Origin of the sequence: Candidatus Nitrosopelagicus brevis, from assembly GCF_000812185.1 — an archaeon.
Lineage (GTDB): Archaea > Thermoproteota > Nitrososphaeria > Nitrososphaerales > Nitrosopumilaceae > Nitrosopelagicus > Nitrosopelagicus brevis.
This window is the reverse complement of the sequence record NZ_CP007026.1, coordinates 848534-873649: the sequence shown is the minus strand read 5'-3', so window position 1 is coordinate 873649 and position 25116 is coordinate 848534. Positions and strand designations below refer to the sequence as shown.

The window sequence follows — 25116 nt, the reverse complement described above, 5'->3', positions numbered from 1 at the left end:
AAATCATTGCTCTAATAATTCAATTCTTAAGAATTTCGTTCTATTTGACAAATTTGCCTTTTGCAGCCTCGTCAAACTTCTTTAGGTCTTCAGTAGAAATTTTCTCTATCATTTTTCCTTCTGATAGTATCTTTGACATCTTTATGTGCTCTATGCCGGATTTTTCCTCGCTCTTGAGATTGATTGCAGCAATTGCTAATGATGCAGCCTCATCAATTGTTAATCCTTCTTTGTAGTTCTTCTCTAGGAATTCATTTACCTCGTCTGAACCAGTTCCAATTGCTATTGCAGAATAAGAGTTGTAGGTTCCGCTAGGATCAATAACGTAAACATTAACTCCTTTTCTATCTATTCCTGCAATAATTAACGCAACACCAAATGGTCTAACACCTGAATATTGTGTAAATTGATGATTTTGATCTGCTAAATGTTTTGCAACTGTTTCAATGTCTACTGGTTCATCATAAGTCAATTTGTTACTTTGAGAAAAATATCTTGCATTGTCAACCTGAACTCTTGCATCAGGAATGTAACCTGCGGCTGCAACTCCAATATGATCATCAACTTGGAAAATCTTTTGCGTAATTCCTTCAACTTGTAATGCTCTTGTTTTTTCTTCAACAGCTAAAACAATGCCTTCTTTTGTCATTATTCCTATGGCAAGTGTTCCACGTTTGACAGTCTCAAGTGCATATTCAACTTGGTAAATTCTTCCATCAGGTGAATACATGGTTGGAGTCATGTCATAACCACGATTTGGCATCATAATGAAAAACTTAGTTACTGAGTCAATTTAAGGGTTAGTTCTTTTAGATGTAGATACTATCTATGAATCAAGAATTGAGTTGATCCCTTCTTCATAGGAAGGATAAACAAAATTGTAAACTTCTGAAATTTTCTTATTTGAAATTTTCATTGGAGTTGTAAGTAACTTTACTAAATCTCCTCCTAACACTCCTTTTGCTAGAAACATTGGAACTCCACCTGCGTGTTTTGCTCCAATTTTATCTGCCGTATAATCTACAAATTCTTTAAAAGTTACAGAAGTTGAATCTGCACAAACATATGCTTGATCTCTTAGATTATTTTTTGCAATTGATATCAAAATTCCTACAGCATCATCAACGTGTATGAAGCATTTATCGTAATCACCTTTTCCAGGAGTCTTCATCATTCCACTCTTTAATTTTTTAACTACCATCTCTGTAAACCAACTTCCATCGCCATAGACATCGCCAAAATAACATACTGAAAAACCGATATTGTTCTCCTTACAAGAATTTTCAAGAAATTTTTGTGCATCTAATCTTATTTTTACAAAATCTGTATCTGGTTTGATTGGGCTTTGTTCGTCCACTGTACCATTTGGATTCCCAAATACACCTAAACCTGATGCATAAATTATGAATTCTGTTTTATCTTTAATTTTATTAAATAAATTTACAGTTCCATCATAATTGATTCTCTTTTGTTTTTTCTTATCTTTAACCAATGGAGTTGCAGCTGCCAAATGAAAAACCACATCAAACCTCACATCTGGAATCTCAAATTCATCATTTGTTAAATCTGCATTAATAATTTGCATCCCTTCAACTTGAGATGGCGAATCGTGAATTGTACCATAAACTTCATGTCCTTCTAAAATCAGTTTCTTTGCTAGTCTGGAGCCTATGAATCCACCTGCCCCTGTAACTAAAACTTTCATACATTATCTATTTTATTAGATGATAAAAAATTTGATATTGTGAAAGATACTTTTAAGTATAATTTGAAATTACACAATATTCATCTTGGTAAAACATGACCCTTTTGCTAATGCAACAAAACAAGTAAACGATGCTTGTGATGTTTTAAAAATTAAAGATAAAGGTATTCGAGAATATCTTGCAATGCCAAACAAAGTTCTCCGTGTTAAAATTCCTGTAAAGATGGATAATGGAAAAATACGTGTCTTCACCGGATTTAGATCACAACACAACAACGATCGTGGTCCATACAAAGGTGGAATTAGATACTTTGATCCAGAAGGCGGAGTTCAATACATGGAACGCGAAGTTATGGCATTATCGTCTTGGATGACATGGAAGTGTGCTGTAGTTGACGTTCCACTTGGCGGTGGTAAAGGTGCAATTTTTGTAAATCCGAAAAAAGACAAACTAAGTGAAGGAGAATTAGAAAGATTAACTCGAGGATTTGCATATAAAATCGGCGAAATCATTGGACCTCAAAAAGATATTCCTGCACCTGATGTTTACACAACTGGAAAAGAAATGACACAGATTATGGATACTTGGAGTAAGATGAACGGTAACAAATACTCTCCAGGAGTAATTACTGGAAAACCAATTCCTATGGGAGGTTCACTTGCAAGAAATGTTGCAACCGGATTGGGCACTGCTTATTGCGTAAGAGGTGCCGCCAAAATATTAAAAATTAACCTTAAAGGCGCAAAAGTTGTATTACAAGGATTTGGAAATGCATCCACTTTTGCTGGTGAATATCTTGAAAAAATGGGTGCTAAATGTATCGGTGCAAGTGATTCTAAAGGATCAATTATTGTTCCAAATGGATTCAAAGTTAGTAAATTAATTGAACACAAACAAAAGAAAGGTAGTGTTGTTGGATTCCCTGGTAGTAAGAAAGTTTCAACTGAACAATTACTCACAACAAAATGTGAGATCTTAATTCCTGGTGCACTTGAAAATCAAATTGATGCTAAACTTGCAAAGAAATTACAATGTAGAATTATTGGAGAAGCTGCAAATGGTCCAACATTACCTGAAGCAGACCCAATCATTTACAACAAAAAAATTATGGTCATTCCTGACATACTTGCAAACTCTGGTGGTGTTTGTATCTCATATCTTGAATGGGTACAAAATAACATGGGATATTACTGGAGCTTTGATGAAGTTGCAGGAAAAATGGAAGCAAATATTGTTAGAGGTCTAAAAGACACTCACGATATTTCGAAAAAATACAAAATTGACATGAGACGTGCAGCAATGGTTCTTGCAGTTCAAAGAGTCATGGAAGCATTTGAACATAAAGGCATTTGGCCATAATCAAAAATTTTGATCAAAGATTAATATAGCGAAAAATTTTTTCATCGATCGAATAATGTCTTTTGTAAAAAATACCTTTGAAGAAATAATCAATACAGATCATAAAGTCATAACTGAAGAATCATCAAAAACAATTCTAAAAAAATATGGTGTTAAAGTACCAGGTTTTGCTCTAGCAAAATCTGCAGATGAAGCTGCAAAACAAGCAAAAAAGTTAGGATTTCCATTAGTAATGAAAGTTGTATCTCCACAAATTTTACACAAGACTGATGTTGGTGGAGTTAAGGTTGGCATCGACAATGTTGCTGATGTTAAAAAAACATTCAATGACATGTATGGAAGATTATCTAAAAAGAAAGGTGTTGATGTAAAAGGAATTCTTTTGGAAAAAATGGTTCCAAAAGGAGGTGTTGAATTAATCGTAGGTATACAAAATGATCCACAATTTGGACCAATGATTATGGCTGGATTGGGTGGAGTCATGACTGAAGTATTCAAAGATGTTGCATTTAGAATGCTTCCAATTACAACATCTGATGCAAAATCTATGTTGAATGAACTAAAAGGTTCAAAACTTCTCAAAGGTTTCCGTGGAAGTGCACCAATTGATACAAACATGGTTGCAAAAGCATTAGTACAAATTGGAAAAATTGGTGTTGAAAATGCAAATTATATCAACAGTATTGACTTTAACCCTGTAATCGTATATCCAAAATCTTACTTTGTAGTAGATGCAAAAATCATTCTAAATAAAGAACTCAAAAAGAACTCTATCTCAAAAGCAAAACCAGTCATTGCCTCAATGGAGAAGTTCTTCACACCAAAATCTGTTGCACTAGTCGGCGCATCTGCAACTCCTGGTAAAATTGGAAACTCTGTGTTAGATGCACTTGGAAAACAAGATTACAAAGGTAAAGTTTTCCCAATTAATCCTAAACAAAAGAAAATTCTTGGAATCAAATGTTATCCTTCATTAGACGCAATAAAAGAAAAAGTTGATCTTGTTGTTGTTTGTGTTGATCTCTCTGCATGTGGACCAATAATGAAGACATGTGCAAAGAAAGGAATTCATAATGTAGTAATTGTTTCTGGTGGTGGAAAAGAGCTTGGTGGCGATAGAGCTGCAATGGAAGCTGAAGTTAAAGAATTATCATTAAAGCATAAAATTCGTGTAATCGGTCCTAACTGCATTGGAATGTTTAATGCAGCAAATAGACTTGATTGCGCATTCCAAGGACAGGCAAGAATGGTTCGTTCAAAACTAGGTAACGTTGCATTCTTCTCACAAAGCGGAACAATGGGAATTAGTATGTTAGAAAGTGCAGATTTGTTTGGTTTATCAAAAATGATTAGCTTTGGTAATCGTTCTGACGTTGATGAAGCAGATATGATATGGTATGCAGCAAATGATCCTCAAACCAAAGTAATTGGATTATATGTTGAAGGATTTGGTGATGGAAGAAAATTCATCAATACTGCAAAACGCGTAATGAAAGAAAAGAAAAAACCAGTAATTATTTGGAAGAGTGGAAGAACCGCAGCTGGTGCAAAACAAGCAGCATCTCACACGGGCTCTCTTGGAGGTTCAAATGCAATGATTATGGGTGCATTCAAGCAAGCAGGAATTATCTCAGTTGACAGTTATCAAGAATTAGTTGGTGTCTTAAAGGCAATGGCATGGCAACCACCAGCAAACGGTAATCGTGTTGCAATGACAAGTAACGGTGCAGGTCCTATGATTGGTGGAATTGATCATTTAGACCGCTTGGGACTCACAATTGGAAAATTAGATTCAAAAACTCGTACAAAAATTCAAAAACATTTCCCACCGACTGTTCCAATTCATAATGGAAATCCCGCTGATGTCGGAGGTGGCGCAACTGCAAGTGATTATAATTTTGTTCTTGAACAATTTTTGGCAGACAAAAATATTGACATTGCAATGCCTTGGTTTGTATTCCAAGATGATCCTCTTGAAGAAACTATTGTTGATTATTTAGCTGCTCTTTCAAAGAAAAAGAAAAAGCCAATCTTATGTGGTGGAAATGGCGGCCCATATACTGAAAAAATGATTAAATTGATTGAGAAAAATAATGTCCCAGTTTTCCAAGACCTCAGAACTTGGGTCGCAGCAGCATCTGCATTAGCCCAATGGGGCAAAGTACGTGGAAAATAGACAACATTTAATTTTACATTCAATTCGTTTCCTATCATGTCAATGATTACAACAAGCAAAGACGAAGGCGTTTGTGTCGTAAAGATTAATCGCCCAACAAAGCTTAACGCTATGAACATTGATGTCGCTCGAGAAATTATTTCTACATTTGAGCAACTCGATAAAGATGATAGCGTCAAAGTAATTGTTTTGACTGGCGAAGGCGATAAAGCATTCTCAGCAGGAGCAGACATTGAATACATGTCAAAAATATCTGCTGATGAATCTGAAGTATATGCAAAACTTGGGCAAGAAGTAACTGCAACCGTTGAAAATGTTTCAAAACCAACAATTGCTGCAGTTAATGGATTTGCATTAGGTGGTGGATGTGAAGTTGCAATGTCTTGTGACATTCGTATAGCATCTGAAAATGCAAGAATGGGCCAACCTGAAGTTACAATCGGAATTCCTCCTGGATGGGGTGGAACACAAAGATTGATGCGCATAGTTGGAATTGCAAAAGCAAAAGAGCTTGTTTATACTGGTAAAATGATCAAAGCAGCTGAAGCAAAAGAAATTGGTCTTGTCAATAATGTTGTTCCATTAGAATCTCTAATGGAAGAGGTTATGAGCATGGCAAAAACAATTGCATCAAATGCCACACTCGCAGTTCGCATGTCAAAAACAGCTATTAACAAAGGAAGAAATGCAGATCTAGATACCGGTCTAGGTGTCGAACTATTGGCTTGGAGAAACTGTTTCTCTGATCCTGATAGAGAAAAGCGTATGGTAGACTTTGTTAATAAATCCAAAAAATAGAATTCACTCTATTTTTCTTATTTTCTTTATTAATACCCTACAAAGGGGGAAAAGCTTCTTATAATTTGAGGATTGAAAATCTGTATGGCAACTGAACAAACTCACGATGCAGCTCATGAATCACATGGTGATCATGGGTGTGGATGTGGTCCAAATCACGAGGCTCAAACTGAAACAGTCGGTGATTCTTGCAGTACTCATACTGAGACTCCAAAACCACAACAAGCATCTGCTGAATTGGAACAACCAAAAGCACAATCAGGTAAAGTGGTAACAATCACTGCCCCAGCCGCTGAAAAAATCAAAGAATTCATGGCTGAGGAAGATGGAAACCCGCAATACCTAAGAATTTACGTTCAAGGTGGTGGTTGTTCTGGTCTATCATACGGAATGGGCTTTGAAAAAGAAGCTGAGGAAGATGATAGAGTAATTGAAGAAAATGGTGTCAAAGTACTAGTCGATAGTATGAGCATTGATCATTTGAACGGTGCAAACGTCGATTATATTGAAAGCCTAATGGGTTCTGGTTTCAAAATCAATAATCCAAATGTAACAAAATCTTGTTCATGTGGCTCTTCATTCAGTACCGAATAGACATTTTTCTTTTCTCTCTTTTTCATTTAATTTATTCAAATCGTTTATAAATCTCAAATTATATCTCTGAATATTGAATATTAAGGAGATGATAAATAATTGCCATATACCGGTATTGTCAAGTATCACGTTAAACTATCATTCGAAGTTGACGGACTTGTCGAACGAGCAGATATAATCGGAGCTATATTCGGACAAACTGAAGGTCTTTTGGGACCTGAAATGAATCTGAATGAGTTACAACGAGTATCTAAAGTCGGTCGAATTGAAGTAAATACATTCAGTACTGAAAATACTACTAAAGGTGACGCATTGTTACCAATGAGCACTGATATTGATACATGTTCATTAATCTCTGCAGCTATTGAAAGCATCGATAAAGTTGGTCCATTTGATAGTTCATTCAGATTAGATGATATAGAAGATGTTAGAGCAAACAAAAAACAGGATATCTTGCAACGTGCTAAAGAAATCAAGCAAAAATGGTCAACAAATTCAGTAAGTGAAGGACAAGAAATGCTTGAAGAAGTTCATGAAAATAATTCTGAAAAAATTACAACATACGGTCCAAAAAAACTCCATTGTAGTACTGGAATACATGATTCTAAATGGGTAATTCTTGTAGAAGGTCGTGCTGATATCATTAATCTTTTGAGAGCTGGTTATGACAATGCATTGGCCTTTGAAGGTGGACGTATAGATGAATCAATCAAAGAATTATGTGAACAAAAAGAAAAGGTTGTAGCATTCACTGATGGTGATAGAGCTGGTGGATTTATCTTAAAAGAATTAAAATCAGTTGTACATGTTGATGTTGAATTACGTGCAGATACTGGAATTGAAGTTGAAGAATTAACTCCAAAAAGAGTTGATGAGATTTTAGCACCTGTGAAAAAACAGATGGAAGAAGAGTTGTCTGCACCTGAAATTAAAAATGTCGATGATGGTCCTCTTGCAGAATTGTGTAAAAATAAATTCTCAGAATTAAATGAATCCCTAGAAGCAATTGCACTTGATTCAAATGATACTGAAGTCTTTAGAGTTGCAATTCCTGAATTAGTTGGAAAAATAACTGGTCAATCTGGAATAAAATATCTAATTTTAGATGGTATAATTACTCAAAGATTAGTAGACGCTGCAAAAACTGCAGGTGTTGAAAGTATAATTGGTCATAGAACTGCAAAATTATCTAACTCTGATGGTGTTTCATTAAAAACATTTAGAGAACTTGGTATAGCATCTAATTAATGACTGATCTAAAAACACAGCACCTTCTAACTTTAGCACATATCTTATCAAAAGGTGGAAAACACAATTTTGTTAATGTTACTACTACATCTCTTGGAAAGGAAATAGGTAAATCACAACAATCGGCATCCTTACATTTGAAAGAATTAGAGTCAGGTGGATTCATTGAAAGAATTCAATCTGGACGAAAACAATCAATAAAAATTACCCATAAGGGATTCGTGGAATTATCGACACTTCATAATCTTTTATCAAAATTAATCTCAAAGTCTTCAAACTCTCTGACATTTACTGGTACTATTACTTCTGGAATGGGTGAAGGAGCATATTACATGTCAATGAAAGGCTATACTAAACAATTCAAATCAAAATTGGGGTACGTCCCATATCCTGGAACCTTGAATGTCCAAATTAAAGAAAAAAAATTCTCTGAAGCTATTTCACAATTATCAAATTATGAGGGAATAAAGATTAATCCATTTTCTGATGGCAAGAGAACATTTGGATGGGTAAAATGCTTCAAATCAAAAATAAATAACAAAGTCGATTGTGAATTAATTTTATTGGAACGAACTCATCATGATACAACAATAGTTGAATTTATCTCAAAACATAATATTCGTAAAGCACTAAAAATTTCTGAAAAATCAAATGTTAAAGTAAAAATCTCAATTTTAGATAATTTTTCTTAGAGACCGTGAATGTCTTTACCGTATTCTTTTTGTATTGATGAACTTGAGGTTTCAGGTCTTGGTGATTCTAATCTGGCCACTTCTACATCTAAGTTAATTTTCTTGCATCCTTCTGTGATGAATTTTTCCTGATGAGTTTGATCATAACCTAAAGCAATTATTTGCGGTTTAACCAAATCCACTGTCTTGAAAATATCTTCTTCATCCCCAATAATGCATACATCAACCATGTTTAGTGATGAAACTAACTCTTGTCTTAACTGAGCATTGTGTAAAGGTTCACGTTTCTTCATCTTAACTGCTGTTTTATCTGTGGCTACAACCACCACTAAAATATCTCCAAGTTTTTTTGCGGCATTTAACGTATTGATATGACCTGGATGAATTATATCAAAAACTCCTCCTGCTAGAACAATCTTTGAAGAAGAATTTTGTATTTCTGAGAGTGTTTTCATACCATTTTGATTCATGATATGTCCAATTTCAACTCATCGTTATCACATTTTTGGGTCAAAACCTTTTGCAATACGTAATGCATCAACCAGACCATCTGCATACCCTATACTTAGTACTGCATATTCTTTTTTTCCTTCTTTAAGAAAATTCTCAGCATCATCAATGTACAATTTTGCATTTATCAAGACATCTTCATATTCTTTAAGATTTTCATAATGTGGTTTGATTTCTGCCAATGCTTCTCTTACCATTGGAACGTATTTTTCAATCATTTGTTCAGAAATACTCTTCACATCTGCTGAATTGTCAGTCGGTTCATCCAAACACTCTGTGACAGTTTTTACTGCATCTGATTCTGTAAAATGTAGTCTTCCAGGTATGATTATGCTATGCGGTGCTTCTCCAAAATCACTTTTAATTAGGTTTGAAATGTTCCCTGAAATTATTTTTTGACTATCCTTCCCAATTCTTGATGCAACAATTGCAAAAGTTTCTTCTGAAATAACTTTTCTATTTTGTGTTTTTTCGGTATTTAGTAATAATGATAAAGCATCTTTTGGATCTAAGAAAAATGACTTATCTTCATTATATTCCAATAAAATCACTGAATGTGTTTTTCCCAACAAATTTTCAAAAATTGTATTGTATGGAGTAATCATTGATTTTGGATCATTCATGATGGTCAGTACCTTTCCAACTTTGTAGTAGTGTAATCCCACTTCTCCAATTAATGATGAAACAATTGAAGATGAATGAATTGTTCTTGTCTCTATATCATCTCTAATTGCTCGTGTTTTCAGTTCTAGATGTGTTGTGGCAATGTATGGGTCACCATATGAAATTAACACCGTTTTTCTATTCTTTGCATTTTCTAATATTTCATTTCCATCCTCAACCAACCATCTTTTTGCAGTCTTGAACTCTCCACCTGAAATATCTTCTAGCTGTTTTTTTTCTGTATCTGAAATCGGACTGGTAAAAGATTCCAAGTATACAATTTCTGCATTTTTTATGACTTCTAGCGTACTATTTGATAATTCTGAAATACCTGAAATACCTAATCCAATAAACCACAGCATTATTTCGTTCTATCATGCAGTCTTTTTAAATGGTGTAGTGATTTTTTCAGAATTTCTATTCCTTTAACAAACTCTTCAATCGAAACTTTTTCATCAATTGTATGAGCTTCGTGAGGATCTCCTGGACCATATGTAATTACTGGAATCTTTAGTTGATTTCCAATTACATTCATGTCTCCTGTACCTGTTTTTCTAATCAACATTGGTCTTTTCTTTTCTACATCCAAAATTGATAATGTCAATGCTCTAACTAATGGTGAATTATGTGCAGCTTCAAATGGTTCTGTTTCATCTATCACTGAATACAAAACTTCAATTTCTCTCTTTATTGACATTTCATTAATTATTTTAGTTATTTTTTCCTCAATATCATTACAATTCATATCTACTGGGATTCTGATATCTAAGGTTGCAACACATTCTTTTGGTGTTACATTGTGACTAGTACCACCACGGATCTCTGTAAGGGTTGCAGTAAGCATCATTCCTTTAGTCTTATTTTCCTGGCCGCTTTCTAACTCATTTTTTAATTCTATTGCAACTGATGATATTTCCTCTATTGCATTTTTTGCTAACCATGGAGCACTTGCATGTGCACTATCCTTCACATTCACTCTTAGATTAATTGCTAATCGACCTTTGTATGCAATTGTAACTTTTTGAATACTACTTGGTTCTCCAAAAACTGCATAATCAACATCAGGTGTATTCTTCACTAAATTTTTTATTCCTGTTGCATTACCTTCCTCATCTACTGCGCCAACAAATGTTATTGTTCCCTCATTTTCTCCTATACTTGCAGCTGCAAACAACATTGCAATTAGTGGGGCTTTTGCATCTGAAGCGCCTCTGCCATGCAACATGTCACCTTCTATTCTTACCTTAATTTTTCCAGGAACGACATCCATATGTCCACATAGCATTATCTTTGGTTCGCCTGAACCTTTTGTTGCAATCAGATTTCCAACTTCATCTTGATGAATATCTCTGAATCCTAAATCGTCACATCTATCTGCAAGAAAATCAGCTAATGCCTTTTCGCTTAATGATGGAGTATAGATTCTTAATGCTTTTTCCAAAGTTTTAATCGCATATCTGGAAGTTTCTAAATGATCATCCATTATGCAAACCCCTTGACATGTTCTAACATTAATTTTGGAATATCTACGCCTGTAACTCTAACAACATTTCTAAATTCTGTAGTATTGTTTATTTCGTGTACTACCAATCCTTTCTCATTACTTTCCATTAGATCAATACCTACAATATCACCAAACACTGCATCTTTTGCCTTAATGCATATGTCTTCTAGTTCCTTAGTAATTTCACAGGTTTCTGCTGAACCTCCTAGGTGTGTGTTTGTTTTCCAATTCCCATCTCCTGAATTTCTGTATATTCCAGCTGCAACATTGTCTCCTATCACAATCACACGAATATCTCGTGGTGGACGTTGGACAAACTCTTCAAGAAAATGTATGTGGTGAATCGGATACATTGCTTCTCTTCCTTCTATAATTCCTTCAGCTGCATCCATGTCATTTAATTTAGAAACCATTCTTCCCCAACTCCCTACTGTTGGTTTAATAATTTTTGGAAATCCATGTTTTTCTAATGCTTCCAATGCAGAATCCTTTGAAAATGCAACTGTTGCATCTGGTGTTGGAACTCCTGCCTTTTGTAATAACATATGTGTAAATAATTTATTTCCCGCAAAAATTCCTGTATTCAAACAATTCACTACTTTGGCACCCTGACCTTCAAGAGCTGCAGTCGAATGTAAATTCCTGTAATAGCTAACACATCTTTGTAATACTGGTCCGTCCAAGCAATTTTTTTCATTCAAATCCAAAAACAATTTTTTACAATCTACCATGTCTATTGCGATATCATTTTTCTTTGCAGATTCGATTAGTAATTTTTCTTCAAGACGGATTGTATCGTAAAGGATTGAAATCTTGCTGGTCACTGTCCCCAATCCTCTCCGACTGTTTGAGCTGGTTTTAACTCAAAACCTTCGGATGCTTTAGCAAGTTCAAAACTTGCGCCGCATTCTGGACAGGTGACAATTTCGCCTTCTACTGCATCGTCAGGGATCTTCATATTTGCATCACATTCAGGGCAATTTGTCATTTTTATCTATTTTTCTCCTTTTTTTTCATCCTTAATTATTTTACGTTCAAGGCGATCCTCTAATGGGATTTCTAAAACATCTCCCATTCTAAGATTTTTTAGCCCGGCTGCAACACTTTTTGCAGTTTCAGGATCCTTGCTTATTCCTAATAATGACATAAGATAACTAGCACCTGTTTTGCCTGCCAATTCCCCAAATACTATCTTTCTTCTATTGCCGACTACTCTTGGTGGTATTGGTTCATAGGCTGCTGGATTATTGAGTATTGCCGCCAAGTGTGTTCCTGCCTTGTGCTTATAGGCTGATGATCCTACAATTGGTTTTGAATCATATGGCTTAATTGTAGTATATTGTTCTATGAGTCTTGAAAGATCTGCTAACATATCTAGTCTAAAATCATTTGGAGATTTGAAAAGATATGTCAAGGCTACTGCTACTTCAGCTAATGCTGGTATTCCTGTTCTTTCTCCGATACCGTCAATCGTTGTATGAATTTGATCAACTCCTGCATCACATGCTGAAAATGCGTTTGCCAATGCAAACCCAATATCATTGTGTACGTGGACATCAAGTGGTGTCTTAATTTCACTACGAATTTTTTTAACGAAATTATACATTCCAATTGGTCTCATTATTCCAACAGTGTCTGGCAGACTAATTCTATCCACTCCTGCTTCTTCAATTGCTCTGCATAACTTTAGCAAAAATTCTGGTTCTGCTCTACTACCATCTTCTACTGTAAATCTAATTTTTAATCCATGATCTTTTGCATAAGTTACTGTATCTACTGCACGTTCTAATGCTTCATCTTTTGTAATTCTTAATTTATCTTTTAGATGGATATCTGATATGCCTAGATACGCTGCTACCCATTTTGCATCACATGATAATGATGTATCAATATCTTCTCGTAATGCTCTTCCGTGCGAAACAATATCTGCTCTTAATCCCTGTTGGATTATTGTTTTTGTAGCTTCTCTATGATCAGGTGATACCACTGGTGAAATTTCAATTTGATCAACTCCAAAATAATCTAACATCCATGCTATCTGAATTCGTTGTTTGTTTGTGAATGAAACACCTGGGTGTTGTTCACCTTCCCGTAGTGTTGAATCCAATATATGAATTTTTTTTGGAGTCTTTTCATATGCGTTATACATGTCTGCATAGTGATTCGGATCAGTCATTACTAATTTCGTTGCAATAAATCATTAATATAAACATAATCGTACTAGCATCGCAGATATTCAACCATTTATGATCTAATTTAGTATGATTTTAAAAATTTGTATCGATTTTCGTTTATCTGATTGTTCTTAAAATAATTACAGTGTTTGTATCAATAACGCCTGGTATCTTTCTTAATTCATCTATTGCTGCATTAATTTCGGTGATACTTGGTGCTTTAATTATGACACTAATATCATACTGTCCTGTTATTTCATAAACTGTTTTGACGGCGTTCAATTTTGTTAATCTTGATGATACTTTTGATGTATCTGTAGTTGAATCGACAGATATCAAAACAATTGCACTTGTAGAATTCATTTCACCCATCTCGATAGTAAATCTTTCAATAACCTTACTGTCAACCAAATTCTTTACTCTTCTACGAACAGCAGATTCTGAAAGCTTTAATTTTTTACCAATTTCTACAAAAGATTCTCTTGAATCATTTCTTAAGTATTCTAGAATTTTTTCATCTATCTTATCCTTGAGCATTTTTTCTTTTCTCCTCATTAGTAAATAATTCATCTAGTATTTCTAAAGATTTTGTTACATCTGCCTCAGTTATTACTAGTGGAGGAAGTAATCTTAGAATATTTCTTCCTGAATATAGTAAGAGTAATCCTTTCTCAATACCTTCCATTAGTATATCTCTCACTTCGAATTTTAATTCTACACCTATCATGAGTCCTTTACCTCGAACCTCTCTAATCACTGGATGTTTTTCTTTCAATTTATCTAATCCTTGTCTAAATAATCTTCCCATATTTGCAGAATTTTCTACAAGCTTATCTTGTGTTAATGCCTGCATTGTTGCAAGACCTGCTGCGCATGACAATGGATTTCCTCCAAATGTGGATGAATGTTCTCCTTTTGAAATACAATCTAAAATCTCTGGCTTGACTAATGTTGCACCCATTGGAACTCCGCCTGCAATTCCTTTTGCCAAACATAGTATGTCTGGTGGTGTATCCCAATGTTCATGTGCCCACATTTTTCCAGTGCGTCCTAATCCTGCCTGAATTTCATCATAAATTAATAAAATTCCTTTTTCATCACATAATTTTCTGACATCTTGCAAAAATCCATCAGGAGCTACATGTATTCCACTCTCTCCTTGTATTGGTTCTAAGATTACAAATGATGTTTGATCATTTACTGTTTCACGAAGTTTTTCAATATCTCCAAATGGTGAAAATGATACTTTCTCGATAAGAGGCTTGAAAGATTTTCTGTACTTTGGATTAAATGTGATTGATAATGCGCCCATGGACTTTCCATGGTATGAACCATTCATGGCTACCATCTCAGTTTTACCTGTAAACTTGCGTGCAAATTTCATTGCTGCTTCAATTGCTTCTGCACCGCTGTTGTTTAGATGGACTTGTGATAGGTTCTTTGGTGCTACCTTGAAAAGATTTTCTAGAAACTCTTCTCGTGTTTTGTTATACAATGAACTATGAACTGTAATGATCTTTTCTAATTGTGATTTTAGTGCGTTTGTCACTCTTTCATTTTGATGTCCAAGTAATGCTACTCCATATCCTCCCATACAGTCAATGTATTCTTTGTTATTCGTGTCCCAAACATGTGCACCTATTCCTCTATCAACAGTTACAGGAAACCTTTGGTAGAGATTCCCAAGGAATTTATCTTCACTCATTTAGAAATCACCGTGCATTTGTTATGTTCTATTGCTGATGAAATTGGATTTTCTCTTTGTCCATTTGCAATTAGTGCTTCTGATACTCCCATCTCAAGTGCTTCTGTTGCAGCAAGTATTTTTTTCTCCATTCCAAATCCAATCTTTGGCATTATTTCTTTTGCCTTCTCAAGGGATAATTTTTCCACCAACTTGTCTTCCATGAGTAATCCGTCTACATTTGTAATAAATAACACCTTATCCGAATTCACATGGCCTGCAACATTTGCTGCTGCCCTATCTCCATCTACATTAAGAAATTCTGATTCTTCGCTAATCGCTATTGGAGAGATGACCGGCGTATAGCCTTTTTCCATGATTGTTTTGATCAATTCTGAGTTTACATTTGAAATCTTACCTGTATATCCTCCATCAATCATCTGTTTTCTTCCTTTTTCGTTCATAATCATCAGTTTCTTTTTCCGATTTGCTTCTATTGTTTTTCCATCCATTCCTGAAAGACCAACTGCATTTATTCCGTTTTTTTGTAGCATCTGAACAATGGTCTTGTTTATTCTTCCTGACATTACCATTGTAAAAATCTCTGAAGTTTCTTTATCGGTATATCGACTTTTTATTCCACTTGGAGACACAACAAATTTTGGTTCTTTACCTAACTGTTCTGTAACTTTGGTTACTTCTTTACCTCCTCCGTGAACCAGTATCACTCCCTCTTTTTGTGCAACTTTTTTGATATCAGCTATTGTTGATGGATGTAAGTTATCGACAACACTGCCGCCAATTTTTATTGTAATCATCTATTATACAGGTGTTAGAGGGGAATACATAATTCCTTCGAACTCATCAAATCCTGACATGACATTCATGTTTTGAATTGCAGAACCTGCTGCACCCTTCATTAGGTTGTCCGATGCCGATAATGCAATTAACCTATTGTTGTCTCTATCTAGGTCAAATCCAATATCACAGAAGTTTGAACCAACCAAAAACTTTGGGTCTGGGAATTTATGTAGACCTTCTTTATCTCTAATCAGTCTGATAAATCGTTCTTCACTATATTCTGATCTATAAATCTTCCAAAGTTCTTTTTCATCAATATCTTTCTTGAGGAATGTATGATTTGTACATAAAATTCCTCTTACCACATCCACTGCATGTGGACTCATTGCTACCTTAATCTTCTTACCAGCAGTTTGACTTAGTTCTTGTTCAATCTCTCCAGTGTGTCTGTGTTTTGCTGGTTTGTATGGTCGTATGACTCCTGCACGCATTGCATGTGATGTACCTGCACCTGCACCTGCACCAGACGAACCTATCTTTGAATCAACAATAATGTGATCAGTATCAATCAAATCATTTTTGATTAATGGATTTAATGCAAGCATTGATGTAACTGCCATACAACCTGGGCAAGAAACTAATTGTGATTTTTTAATCTCTTCTCTGTGTAATTCTGGAACGCCAAATGTAGATTTTTCCAAATAGTCTGGATGTGGATGTTCCCATCCGTACCATTTTCCGTAATCTTCTGGGTTGTGCAAACGATAGTCTGCACTCAAATCAATAATCTTCATTCCTCTGTCATACAATGCTTTGACAATATCAGTTGCAGTTCCGTGTGGCACTGCTGTGAAAACTAAGTCACAAGAGTCACTCATTTTTTCATAATCTAATTCTGAAAATTTCAAATCGGTAAAGCCTCTGAGGCTAGGTTGTGCCCTATGCAGAAATTTTCCTACGTGTTGTCTTGATGTAACCATTGAAACCTCAACTTTAGGGTGGCTAAGTAATAGTCTGAGAACTTCTCCTCCTACATAACCGGATGCACCGACAATTCCTACTTTCATAATATTTTCCTAACGAAGCATAATTTAACGGTACTTGATATTATCACTTGATATTACGAACCGCATAGTCGATCATCTCTTTTGGAATGTTTTTTTCTGAGACTTTGACTAACCCCTTAAACTCTACAGTATTGTTGACCTCGTGAACAACCAAGCCTTTTTCTTTGTCTTCCATCAAGTCGATTCCTAATATTCCTCCACCCACTGCCTTTGATGTCTTTTCACACAAATCCTCCATCTCTTTTGTTATTTGACAAAGCTCTGGGTCTGCTCCTAATGCTATGTTTGTTTTAAAACCTCCTGATGATTTTCTATACATTGCAGATACAGCCTGATCTCCAACTGTAATGACTCGTATATCTCGTGGTGGTCGGTCAATCATTTCTTGCAAATAATAAATTCTATCTTGTGGTCCATCGGTTACTTGTCTATTTTCAATTACAGCTTCGGCAGTATCTTTGTCTTTAATTGGCATTACACTTCTTCCCCAACTTCCAATTATTGGTTTTATTACAAGTGGGTATCCTATATTTTCAAAATTTTCTAATGCTGTTTCTGCTGAAAAAGAGAAATATGTTTTTGGTGTAGGAATATTATTTTTTTTTAATAACATGGATGTTATCATTTTATTTCCACATGTATTGGCAACATCAAATTTGTTAATTACTGGAATATCCAAAAATTCTAAACAAGCTGTAAAATGTAGTCCACGGTAATAACTCACACAACGTTCTAAAACAACATCACCAAAATCAAAATTTTCTGGTTTACTGTCTGTATCGAAACTTGTAATCTTTGCATCTATCATTGATGTTTCATAACCAAGCTCTTCTGCCTTTTTCTGCAGTAGTTTTTCCTCAGTTCTTAATCTATCAAATACTATGCAAATTTTTTGCAATTACTCTCCCCAGTCTTCGCCTACTGTTTCAGCTTCTTTTAACTCAATATCAGAACCTTCTTTCTTTGCGATCTCGTAGTCTGCACCACAATCTCCACAAGAAACTATTTCGCCTACAGCGGCATCCTCTGGGATATTCATATTTGCGTCACATTCTGGACAATTCATATTTTTTTTTGCACCAATCTCTAGAATTTATTAGCTTCTGTTGACTGCATTCCCCACAATTCAACGAAACCTTTGGCTAATTTCTGATCAAACGTGGAATCCTTTCCATAAGTGGCTATGTCGTGACTATACAGTGAATATTTTGATTCTCTTCCGACTACCCTGACATTTCCTTTGTGAAGTTTTAGCTTTACAGTACCAGTAACACGTTTTTGAGATTGTTCGATAAATTGATCTAATTCTTTTCTTAATGGGTCATCCCACAAACCCGAATAAACCATCCATGCCCATTCGTCATCAACTAATGTTTTGAACTTTGTTTCATGTTTTGTATGTACCATTTTTTCAAGATCGGAATGTGCTTCTATCAGACAAATTGCGGCTGGTGTTTCGTATACTTCACGTGATTTTATTCCGACCACCCTATCTTCAATATGATCAACAATTCCAACACCATTATTTCCTGCTTTTTTATTGATATATTCAATTAATTTTACAGGAGGTAATTTCTTACCATCAACTTCTGTCGGTACTCCTTTAACAAATTTAATTTTCAAATAGGAAGGTTTTTCAGGCAAATTTTTTGTTTTAATCCAAATGAATGCGTCATCTGGAGGTTCATTAAATGGATTTTCTAATACTCCTCCTTCAATTGCCCTCCCCCACAAATTTTGATCAATACTAAATTTTTTTGCAACAGTATCAATCTCTATTCCATGTTTATTTGCAAATTTTAATTCTGTTTCACGATCTAAATTCATATCTCGAATAGGTGCTATTATTGGTAAGTTTGAACCAGACCTTAATGTATTATCAAAACGGACTTGGTCATTACCTTTTCCAGAACAACCATGTGCTAATGATGAAACTTTTTCTTTTTTTGCAATCTCGAGTACTTTATGTGCAATTAATGGTCTTGCAAGTGCTGTTGCAAGACAATATTTCTTTTGATAAAGTGCATTAGCTTTTATTGCTGGGAAAATATACTCTGTAACAAATTCTTTCTTTGCATCAATGTTGTAATGTTTTTTCACTCCAAGTTTTTTTGCTTTTTTTGCAATTTTGTTATTATCGTCTCCTTGACCTACGTCAACTGTTACTGTAATTACATCCATATTGTGCATGTCTTGCATGTATTTGACAACGACTGATGTATCAAGTCCGCCAGAAAATGCAAGTATTGATTTTTGTTTCATAATGCAACTGTTTGAATGTATGTGGGCATTTATCTTTTATGATAAACAATTTTTGGGCTCGTTATATGATCTAAAAATGAATAGCTAGAGCTAAAATTCGATGGCTATTTAACTTTCAGACATAACGCTGTTTTATGAAAATTCCATATTTGGTTGGTATTGGAATTGTGATAATTGGACTCGTCGCAGTCATAGGGTTATCTCAATCTACTGTTGATGATTCTCAAAATAAAATCCGTGTTGCATTTTTCCCAAGTATTATTCATGCAGTTCCAATCGTAGGAATGGAAAATCAAACTTTTGCAGATAATCTTGACGATGACATGAATATTGAAGTGAAAATATTCGATAGTGGTCCTCAGGTTATTGAATCAATCTTCTCAAATTCTGTTGACCTTGCTTATGTCGGACCTGGTCCTGTAATCAATGGTTATTTGAAATCTGACGGAAAGGACTTGAAAATTCTTGCAAGTGCTGCTAATGGCGGTGCTAGTTTTATTATACAAAAAAATTCTGGTTTAGAATCAATTGAAAATTATTCTGGAAAAAGAGTTGCGGCACCACAAATTAGCAATACTCAGGATGTTTCTCTCAGACATTATCTTGCACAAAACGGTTTAACCCCTGCTGAAAAGGGTGGAGATGTTTTTGTTCTGAATATAGCAAATCCTGATATCTACACACTATTTGCTAAAGGTGACATCGATGGTGCATGGGTTCCAGAACCTTGGGCAACTATGTTAGTTGAAGAATTAGATGGAGTTCGTTTATTTGATGAAAATGAAATTTGGCCCGAAAACAAATTTTCGTCTGTATTACTAATTGGACGGTCTGATTATATTGAAAAAAATCCTGAAATAATTAAAAACTGGATTAATGCAAATAAGGAAACAGTACAGTGGATTAATAATAATCCTGATAAATCAAAAGAACTCTATAATCAATTCATGAAAGGATACATGGGTAAAACATTACCAGAAAAAATTGTTCAAGACTCATTTTCTAATATCATAATTACATCACAACCTGTAGAAAATTCAATCTATACATTTGCTGAACGCGCTGATGCTCTTGGGTATCTTGGACGTGATGGTTATACACTTGATGGACTTTTTTATCATGAAAACATATCTTTAACATCAAACGAGGAAAATCATAATGGGTAAGATAGAAGCTAAAAATATTATAAAATATTTTGAACATGATGGAAAACCTCTCAAGGCCATTGGTGGAGTAAATCTCACTGTTAATGATGGAGAGTTTGTATGTATTGTTGGTCCATCAGGATGTGGAAAATCAACTTTTCTTAGAATATTAGCTGGATTGGAAAAACCAGACGATGGTGAAATATTACTTGATGGAAAAAAACTTGTCAATACTGGACCTGATAGAATCATGGTGTTTCAAGAAGGAGCATTGTTCCCTTGGTTGACTGTGGAAGATAATGTTGAGTATGGTCTGAAGGTTGCAGGTATACCTGAAAAGGAGCGTCATGAGATATCGAAAAGATATCTTGACATGATGCAATTATCTCAATTTGCTAATTCATACACATACCAATTATCAACTGGAATGAAACAACGTGTTGCTATTGCTCGTGCTCTTGTGATGGATCCTGACGTATTATTGATGGATGAGCCATTTGCTGCACTTGATTCTCAAACTCGAGACTTGCTTCTAGTTGAAATGCAAATGATTTGGCAGAAAACAAAAAAGACCATAATTTTTGTTACGCATAATGTACCTGAAGCAGCTGTACTTGGTTCACGAGTTGCTGTATTCAGTCATCGACCTTCAGTAGTAAAGAAATCACTTGATATTGATTACAAACGACCTCGTGTTGCAGAAGATGAAAACTTGGGACAATTCGAAAAACAAATTCTTGCCGCATTAAGGCACCAGGGGCCAAAATAGGTGTAATTAGATGAAAGCAAATCTCTTTGGTAAAAAAATTGCATTCTATGTGCTAATCATAGTTGTTTGGCAAGGAATTGATTCCGCAGACATATGGCCCGATAACATATTTCCTTCTCCTATAGAAGTTGGAGAAGACTTACTGTATGGAATCTCTGATGGTAGTTTGTTTTATGGAATTGGAACTAGTATGTGGCGTTTGATTATTGGTCTAGCAATTGCAATTGGAGGTGGAATGATGCTTGGAATATTCATGGCTCGTGTTGAAACTGTTAATCAAACGATTGGTTCACTTGTACTTGGATTACAATCAATTCCTTCTGTGGCTTGGGTACCACTTGCAATTCTGTGGTTTGGTTTGACTGATTCGGGAATTATCTTTGTTACAGCGATTGGTGCAATATTTGCAGTTACTATCAATACATACACTGGAGTGAAAAATATTGATCCATCTTTCATTGAAGCAGCAAGAAATATGGGTGCTAAAGGTGGCCAATTAGTCACAACAATTCTCATACCTGCTGCATTTCCATACATGATCACAGGATTCAAACAGGGATGGGCATTTGCATGGAGAGGCGTAATTGGTGCAGAGCTTCTCTTTTCATTTTTAGGACTTGGATTCTTGTTAAATGTTGGAAGACAACTAAATGATGTATCTCAAGTTATTGCAATGATGTTGGTAATTATGGGAATTGGAATTTTAATTGATGGCTTTGTCTTTAAAAAAATAGAAGACAAAGTTATGACTAAATGGGGACTTCGTTAGGTTTTTCTGATTTCATCCTAGTTGAAATTATAAATGCTGAAAATGAAACTATAATTGCAAAAACCATAACTGCTGTATAGTCTGTATAGTATGCGATACTTCCTGCAATTACTGGACCAATTACTGTAGAAATTGCTAGTGTAGAACTAAAAATTGCAGTTGACGTTGATCTTGGATTATTTTCCATTAGGTGGAAGTTCCCTCCAATGAATAAAAATGCCCATGAACATCCAACTATTGCCATAAATGGCCATGCCATCCACCACTCTGTAATTAGTGCTAGTCCAACAAATACTATGACTGTCATTCCTATTCCAATCTTGAATTTTGTTATATTTTGAATCTGAATTCTCTTTGACATCAGATTCATAACAAGAAATGCGGTTAGCGTATTTGCAACGTATACCATTGAAACCTGATATAATTCTGCACCAAAGTATTCCATTAACATAATTGGCAGAACTGTCCATGCTGCAGCTGCTCCTACATGGCGAACCAATAATGATGAAAAAAGAAATTTGTTTTTCACAATAATCTTTTTGATAATTCCTTTCTCAACAATTTTCTCTGTCTGTATCTTAGGAAGCTTCAATGAAATGAGAAATCCTATAATGAAAAAACAACTACTCACCACGAAAATTAATTTTTCATCATTTGCTATTCCTGCAGCAACTATGCCTGCAAGCCATCCTAATGCATGAAATGATATTACTGATGCAACCTTGGACTTTCCTTTTCCTGCCTCATATGCATATGCTAACATTGGTGGAATCATTATTCCTGATGCTATTCCTGCACCCAATCTTGCTATGATTAAGTATGTGGTATTATCTGCAAAATAATGCAAACCAAATGTAATTGCACATAAAATAAAGCCCACTCTAATGAAAAGCAATCGTTTTGCCTTTCTGTCTGACATACGACCGAAATATGTTTCAGTTAAAATTTGTGCAAATGCAAATGATGCAACAATTATTCCAATTTCAAAAACAGATTTTGCGACAACACTTGCAATAATTGGCATAAAAACAAATGTAATTGCTATTCCAGAATGTTGGAAAAAGGTCGTACCTCTAACTAGATTATTTAGATTATCTCTTTGTAACACATATTTCTTATTTTTTTACCTAATTTGAAAGAAGAGGTACAATTTGTTCTTATTTTAATTTAGTTGTAATTTGCTTTAACATTCTAGCTGATGCTCCCCATATCAAATGATCTTCAAATGTAAACGTGTACATTTCTTGAATTGAATTATGCTCTGGATCTGAATCATTTGCGAGAGTTTCTAAAAATGTTATCAAAGGAATTTCCAAAAATTCATCCACTTCTGAATTCGGCATTAAATTTTCAATTTTATCTAAAATACAAACAAATGGTAAAATTGTAAATCCTGAATTTAATGTTGTAACAGGTTCCAACTGACCTATAATTTTTTCACGTTCAACAGTAATGCCCGTTTCTTCTTTAGTTTCTCTAAGTGCAGTATCTAGCAAATCATTATCTTCATCAGATATCTTTCCTCCTGGAAATGCTATTTCACCTCCATGATGGTTCATTGTAATTGGTTTTTTTATCATGAGAATTTTTGGTGATTCGGCAAAAATTATAATTAAAACTGATGCTAATTTAGTTTCATTATTGTTAACTAAATTCGGATTAATTTCAGATGTTAATGAATCTCTAATTTTTCCTAAATTCACATTTTTGTGTAAAACAAATTACTAAATGAGTTTGTCTTTCTTGAAATAATCACAATTCCAATAATTGTCACTGCTAAGACTATCATGACCATCTGACCAAATTCTGGTACAACATAACTGCCAAAAATCTCTATTTTTTCAGTACCTTTCTTGAATGGAATTGTAATTGTCAATCCCTTCTCAAATCCAAATTCATCTGTTATGTACAATGTTTCTGTTTCATCACTAAACAAACCTGGTTCAGAATGAATTTGTGCAATAAATTCCCCATTATCAAACGGCCTTACAAGAAAATCATTAATTTTCAATGATAATTCTCCATCATCGGTGGAATCCATGTTAATGACTAATGATGCTTTTTTTGGCATAGCAGTGATATCTAAAATCTCTCCTCCTTCAATTTCATAATAAATTAGAGTTGTCAAATCAATCTCATCAGGTACTGCTACTGTTCCATCATTTTCCATGAATCCAGAAATTTTTACATTTCCTTGAAATGCTTCTGGTACTTCAAAGTAAAGATGCCAATTTCCCATTTCATCTATACTTTGTAACGTTTCGACTGATTCTGTAAATTTAATTTTAGGATCTTTTGCACTTGCACCTTTAGCCATTTTCTCTCCATCTAAAATTACTTCATATTTTTCATTAATGGAATTTGTAGGAAATTCAAAACTTCCTACAACTGGGAGTTGAAATCCATTTGTTGAATACATGTTTAATTCTGTACCATCGTCAGTAAATTCTGCATCTTTGAACCATGCATTTGCAGTATATCTAAAGGTAAACGTTCCATCATTTTGTTTTGCTGTCAAAGGCATAATTGAATCATCTCCGAATGCAAAACAACTGTAGTAATCAACGTCTTGTGAAATATGCGGTGAAGCAAGCATTTTGAACTCAAAAACTTCTCCTGGTTTCATTGTCTGAAATATTTCTGATGATGAAACATCCAATATGTTGTCATCTTTATCTTTAATCAACGCATAAATTCTAAATTTTTCAAATGTTTCTTCTCCGCCGTTTCTAATCTTTCCAACAATACTTCCATCTTCTTGTATGTCTAAAGAATCGTAAAGCACGTATCCTCCAATGTATTGGTTTACTGTTTCTTCATATGTTATCGATGGTTCCTCTAAAACTGGTGACGGACCGGTGACACCAGGAAATTGTAATTTCAATGGAAGCATTTTGTCAGGTTCAATTGCAGCTAACTTGTGTGTTTGTTCAAATCTCTGATTACCATCCATAACAGAAAGTGTAATGGTTGGTTGTATTGTGAAATATTCCTTATTTTTAACACCTGCAAATACTGTGTACACACCGGCTTCATCATAAAATCCTACAAACTCGTGATCTGGGATGTATACTTCTCCGTACATCCCTGCATCGGCCAATCCTGGATAAAATACTGAAAACAATGCTAATGCTACTACTGTAAAAGCAAATTTTCTCATACGCTAAATCTGTGAAAATTAGATAAAAACCTAAT

General features: G+C 34.6%; 26 protein-coding genes and 1 pseudogene. 9 read left to right on the top strand and 18 right to left on the bottom strand.

What is annotated here, in order from left to right:
• Positions 1–40 precede the first annotated feature (40 nt).
• Positions 41–766: an archaeal proteasome endopeptidase complex subunit alpha gene (locus T478_RS05205; RefSeq protein ID WP_048105700.1), complete on the bottom strand. Its 726-nt coding sequence runs from the start codon at positions 764–766 to the stop codon at positions 41–43.
• Between the two features lie 60 nt (positions 767–826).
• Positions 827–1705, bottom strand: coding sequence for an NAD-dependent epimerase/dehydratase family protein (locus T478_RS05200; RefSeq protein ID WP_048105698.1), 879 nt, complete (start codon positions 1703–1705; stop codon positions 827–829).
• An 85-nt stretch (positions 1706–1790) separates the two neighbouring features.
• On the opposite strand from T478_RS05200, the gene T478_RS05195 reads away from it, so the two are divergent.
• The 6 genes from T478_RS05195 (at position 1791) to T478_RS05170 (ending at position 8573) form a co-directional block, all read left to right on the top strand.
• Positions 1791–3065: a Glu/Leu/Phe/Val family dehydrogenase gene (locus tag T478_RS05195; protein ID WP_048105696.1), complete on the top strand. Its 1275-nt coding sequence runs from the start codon at positions 1791–1793 to the stop codon at positions 3063–3065.
• 55 nt (positions 3066–3120) lie between these two features.
• Positions 3121–5241 carry a 3-hydroxypropionate--CoA ligase gene (locus tag T478_RS05190; RefSeq protein ID WP_048105693.1) on the top strand — a complete coding sequence of 707 codons (2121 nt, stop codon included), beginning with the start codon at positions 3121–3123 and terminating at the stop codon, positions 5239–5241.
• Between the two features lie 36 nt (positions 5242–5277).
• The gene (locus T478_RS05185) at positions 5278–6039 is read left to right on the top strand and encodes an enoyl-CoA hydratase/isomerase family protein (RefSeq protein WP_048105691.1); all 762 of its coding nucleotides are present in this window, start codon (positions 5278–5280) and stop codon (positions 6037–6039) included.
• A 237-nt stretch (positions 6040–6276) separates the two neighbouring features.
• Positions 6277–6633 (top strand): iron-sulfur cluster insertion protein ErpA, encoded by a 357-nt coding sequence (gene erpA / locus T478_RS07835; RefSeq protein WP_048106970.1) that lies wholly within the window; start codon positions 6277–6279, stop codon positions 6631–6633.
• 99 nt (positions 6634–6732) lie between these two features.
• Positions 6733–7881 (top strand): DNA primase DnaG, encoded by a 1149-nt coding sequence (gene dnaG, locus T478_RS05175; protein WP_048105689.1) that lies wholly within the window; start codon positions 6733–6735, stop codon positions 7879–7881.
• A complete protein-coding gene (locus T478_RS05170) occupies positions 7881–8573 on the top strand; it encodes a DUF120 domain-containing protein (RefSeq protein ID WP_048105687.1) in 693 nt (230 codons plus the stop codon). Before dnaG ends, T478_RS05170 begins: the two co-directional genes overlap by 1 nt.
• Here T478_RS05170 and T478_RS05165 read toward each other — a convergent pair.
• From T478_RS05165 to T478_RS05105, 13 genes and pseudogenes are all read right to left on the bottom strand, one after another.
• Positions 8570–9001 (bottom strand): annotated as a pseudogene (locus T478_RS05165) (FAD synthase family protein); the annotation flags it as partial. The gene T478_RS05170 and the pseudogene T478_RS05165 sit on opposite strands and share 4 nt — an antisense overlap.
• Positions 9002–9070: 69 nt before the next feature.
• The gene (gene dph5 / locus T478_RS05160) at positions 9071–10108 is read right to left on the bottom strand and encodes a diphthine synthase (RefSeq protein WP_048105682.1); all 1038 of its coding nucleotides are present in this window, start codon (positions 10106–10108) and stop codon (positions 9071–9073) included.
• On the bottom strand, positions 10108–11229 hold the full coding sequence (locus T478_RS05155; RefSeq protein ID WP_048105680.1) for a M20/M25/M40 family metallo-hydrolase: 1122 nt from the start codon (positions 11227–11229) through the stop codon (positions 10108–10110). Before T478_RS05155 ends, dph5 begins: the two co-directional genes overlap by 1 nt.
• Positions 11229–12074: a lysine biosynthesis protein LysX gene (gene lysX, locus T478_RS05150; RefSeq protein WP_048105678.1), complete on the bottom strand. Its 846-nt coding sequence runs from the start codon at positions 12072–12074 to the stop codon at positions 11229–11231. Before lysX (T478_RS05150) ends, T478_RS05155 begins: the two co-directional genes overlap by 1 nt.
• Entirely contained in the window at positions 12071–12238 is a 168-nt protein-coding gene (gene lysW/argW / locus T478_RS05145; RefSeq protein ID WP_048105676.1) for an alpha-aminoadipate/glutamate carrier protein LysW, read from the bottom strand. The genes lysX (T478_RS05150) and lysW/argW (T478_RS05145) overlap by 4 nt, the downstream gene beginning before the upstream one ends.
• 6 nt (positions 12239–12244) lie before the next feature.
• The gene (locus tag T478_RS05140) at positions 12245–13426 is read right to left on the bottom strand and encodes a LeuA family protein (protein WP_048105674.1); all 1182 of its coding nucleotides are present in this window, start codon (positions 13424–13426) and stop codon (positions 12245–12247) included.
• 115 nt (positions 13427–13541) lie between these two features.
• Positions 13542–13961 carry an HTH-type transcriptional regulator LysM gene (lysM, locus tag T478_RS05135; RefSeq protein WP_048106967.1) on the bottom strand — a complete coding sequence of 140 codons (420 nt, stop codon included), beginning with the start codon at positions 13959–13961 and terminating at the stop codon, positions 13542–13544.
• Complete coding sequence (locus T478_RS05130; RefSeq protein ID WP_048105672.1) at positions 13948–15129, bottom strand: aspartate aminotransferase family protein; 1182 nt, start codon at positions 15127–15129, stop codon at positions 13948–13950. The genes lysM and T478_RS05130 overlap by 14 nt, the downstream gene beginning before the upstream one ends.
• The gene (locus T478_RS05125; protein ID WP_048105670.1) at positions 15126–15926 is read right to left on the bottom strand and encodes a [LysW]-aminoadipate/[LysW]-glutamate kinase; all 801 of its coding nucleotides are present in this window, start codon (positions 15924–15926) and stop codon (positions 15126–15128) included. The genes T478_RS05130 and T478_RS05125 overlap by 4 nt, the downstream gene beginning before the upstream one ends.
• A gap of 3 nt (positions 15927–15929) precedes the next feature.
• Positions 15930–16976, bottom strand: a complete 1047-nt coding sequence (argC, locus tag T478_RS05120) for an N-acetyl-gamma-glutamyl-phosphate reductase (protein WP_048105668.1) — start codon at positions 16974–16976, stop codon at positions 15930–15932.
• 43 nt (positions 16977–17019) lie between these two features.
• Positions 17020–17874 (bottom strand): lysine biosynthesis protein LysX, encoded by an 855-nt coding sequence (gene lysX / locus T478_RS05115; RefSeq protein ID WP_048105666.1) that lies wholly within the window; start codon positions 17872–17874, stop codon positions 17020–17022.
• A complete protein-coding gene (lysW/argW, locus tag T478_RS05110) occupies positions 17875–18042 on the bottom strand; it encodes an alpha-aminoadipate/glutamate carrier protein LysW (RefSeq protein ID WP_048105664.1) in 168 nt (55 codons plus the stop codon).
• Between the two features lie 20 nt (positions 18043–18062).
• Positions 18063–19238, bottom strand: coding sequence for an argininosuccinate synthase (locus T478_RS05105; protein ID WP_048105661.1), 1176 nt, complete (start codon positions 19236–19238; stop codon positions 18063–18065).
• Positions 19239–19372: 134 nt separating this feature from the next.
• Between T478_RS05105 and T478_RS05100 the strand changes: the two genes are divergently transcribed.
• From T478_RS05100 to T478_RS05090, 3 genes are read left to right on the top strand one after another with little or no spacing between them, the layout of a single operon-like run.
• Complete coding sequence (locus tag T478_RS05100; protein ID WP_048105658.1) at positions 19373–20404, top strand: ABC transporter substrate-binding protein; 1032 nt, start codon at positions 19373–19375, stop codon at positions 20402–20404.
• Positions 20397–21152, top strand: coding sequence for an ABC transporter ATP-binding protein (locus T478_RS05095; RefSeq protein WP_048105656.1), 756 nt, complete (start codon positions 20397–20399; stop codon positions 21150–21152). The genes T478_RS05100 and T478_RS05095 overlap by 8 nt, the downstream gene beginning before the upstream one ends.
• 10 nt (positions 21153–21162) lie before the next feature.
• Positions 21163–21921, top strand: a complete 759-nt coding sequence (locus tag T478_RS05090; RefSeq protein ID WP_048105654.1) for an ABC transporter permease — start codon at positions 21163–21165, stop codon at positions 21919–21921.
• On the opposite strand, the gene T478_RS05085 is transcribed toward T478_RS05090, so the two are convergent.
• The 3 genes from T478_RS05085 to T478_RS05075 are packed head-to-tail and all read right to left on the bottom strand — an operon-like array spanning position 21902 to position 25081.
• On the bottom strand, positions 21902–23029 hold the full coding sequence (locus T478_RS05085; protein ID WP_048105651.1) for an MFS transporter: 1128 nt from the start codon (positions 23027–23029) through the stop codon (positions 21902–21904). The genes T478_RS05090 and T478_RS05085 overlap by 20 nt on opposite strands.
• Positions 23030–23078: 49 nt before the next feature.
• A complete protein-coding gene (locus tag T478_RS05080) occupies positions 23079–23624 on the bottom strand; it encodes an NUDIX hydrolase (RefSeq protein ID WP_048105649.1) in 546 nt (181 codons plus the stop codon).
• Complete coding sequence (locus T478_RS05075; protein WP_052433897.1) at positions 23621–25081, bottom strand: PEFG-CTERM sorting domain-containing protein; 1461 nt, start codon at positions 25079–25081, stop codon at positions 23621–23623. Before T478_RS05075 ends, T478_RS05080 begins: the two co-directional genes overlap by 4 nt.
• Between the last annotated feature and the right edge of the window lie 35 nt (positions 25082–25116).

Excerpts from the sequence above, each read along its gene's own strand:
- T478_RS05130 (WP_048105672.1), bottom strand. The coding sequence starts at position 15,129 with ATGAGTGAAGATAAATTCCTTGGGAATCTCTACCAAAGGTTTCCTGTA.
- T478_RS05190 (WP_048105693.1), top strand. The coding sequence starts at position 3,121 with ATGTCTTTTGTAAAAAATACCTTTGAAGAAATAATCAATACAGATCAT.
- T478_RS05100 (WP_048105658.1), top strand. The coding sequence starts at position 19,373 with ATGAAAATTCCATATTTGGTTGGTATTGGAATTGTGATAATTGGACTC.
- T478_RS05095 (WP_048105656.1), top strand. The coding sequence starts at position 20,397 with ATGGGTAAGATAGAAGCTAAAAATATTATAAAATATTTTGAACATGAT.
- T478_RS05155 (WP_048105680.1), bottom strand. The coding sequence starts at position 11,229 with ATGGATGATCATTTAGAAACTTCCAGATATGCGATTAAAACTTTGGAA.
- lysW/argW (WP_048105664.1), bottom strand. The coding sequence starts at position 18,042 with ATGAATTGTCCAGAATGTGACGCAAATATGAATATCCCAGAGGATGCC.
- argC (WP_048105668.1), bottom strand. The coding sequence starts at position 16,976 with ATGAAAGTAGGAATTGTCGGTGCATCCGGTTATGTAGGAGGAGAAGTT.
- T478_RS05105 (WP_048105661.1), bottom strand. The coding sequence starts at position 19,238 with ATGAAACAAAAATCAATACTTGCATTTTCTGGCGGACTTGATACATCA.
- T478_RS05200 (WP_048105698.1), bottom strand. The coding sequence starts at position 1,705 with ATGAAAGTTTTAGTTACAGGGGCAGGTGGATTCATAGGCTCCAGACTA.
- T478_RS05170 (WP_048105687.1), top strand. The coding sequence starts at position 7,881 with ATGACTGATCTAAAAACACAGCACCTTCTAACTTTAGCACATATCTTA.
- dph5 (WP_048105682.1), bottom strand. The coding sequence starts at position 10,108 with ATGCTGTGGTTTATTGGATTAGGTATTTCAGGTATTTCAGAATTATCA.
- lysW/argW (WP_048105676.1), bottom strand. The coding sequence starts at position 12,238 with ATGACAAATTGCCCTGAATGTGATGCAAATATGAAGATCCCTGACGAT.
- T478_RS05185 (WP_048105691.1), top strand. The coding sequence starts at position 5,278 with ATGTCAATGATTACAACAAGCAAAGACGAAGGCGTTTGTGTCGTAAAG.
- T478_RS05090 (WP_048105654.1), top strand. The coding sequence starts at position 21,163 with ATGAAAGCAAATCTCTTTGGTAAAAAAATTGCATTCTATGTGCTAATC.
- lysM (WP_048106967.1), bottom strand. The coding sequence starts at position 13,961 with ATGCTCAAGGATAAGATAGATGAAAAAATTCTAGAATACTTAAGAAAT.
- T478_RS05140 (WP_048105674.1), bottom strand. The coding sequence starts at position 13,426 with ATGACTGATCCGAATCACTATGCAGACATGTATAACGCATATGAAAAG.
- T478_RS05125 (WP_048105670.1), bottom strand. The coding sequence starts at position 15,926 with ATGATTACAATAAAAATTGGCGGCAGTGTTGTCGATAACTTACATCCA.
- T478_RS05205 (WP_048105700.1), bottom strand. The coding sequence starts at position 766 with ATGATGCCAAATCGTGGTTATGACATGACTCCAACCATGTATTCACCT.
- T478_RS05075 (WP_052433897.1), bottom strand. The coding sequence starts at position 25,081 with ATGAGAAAATTTGCTTTTACAGTAGTAGCATTAGCATTGTTTTCAGTA.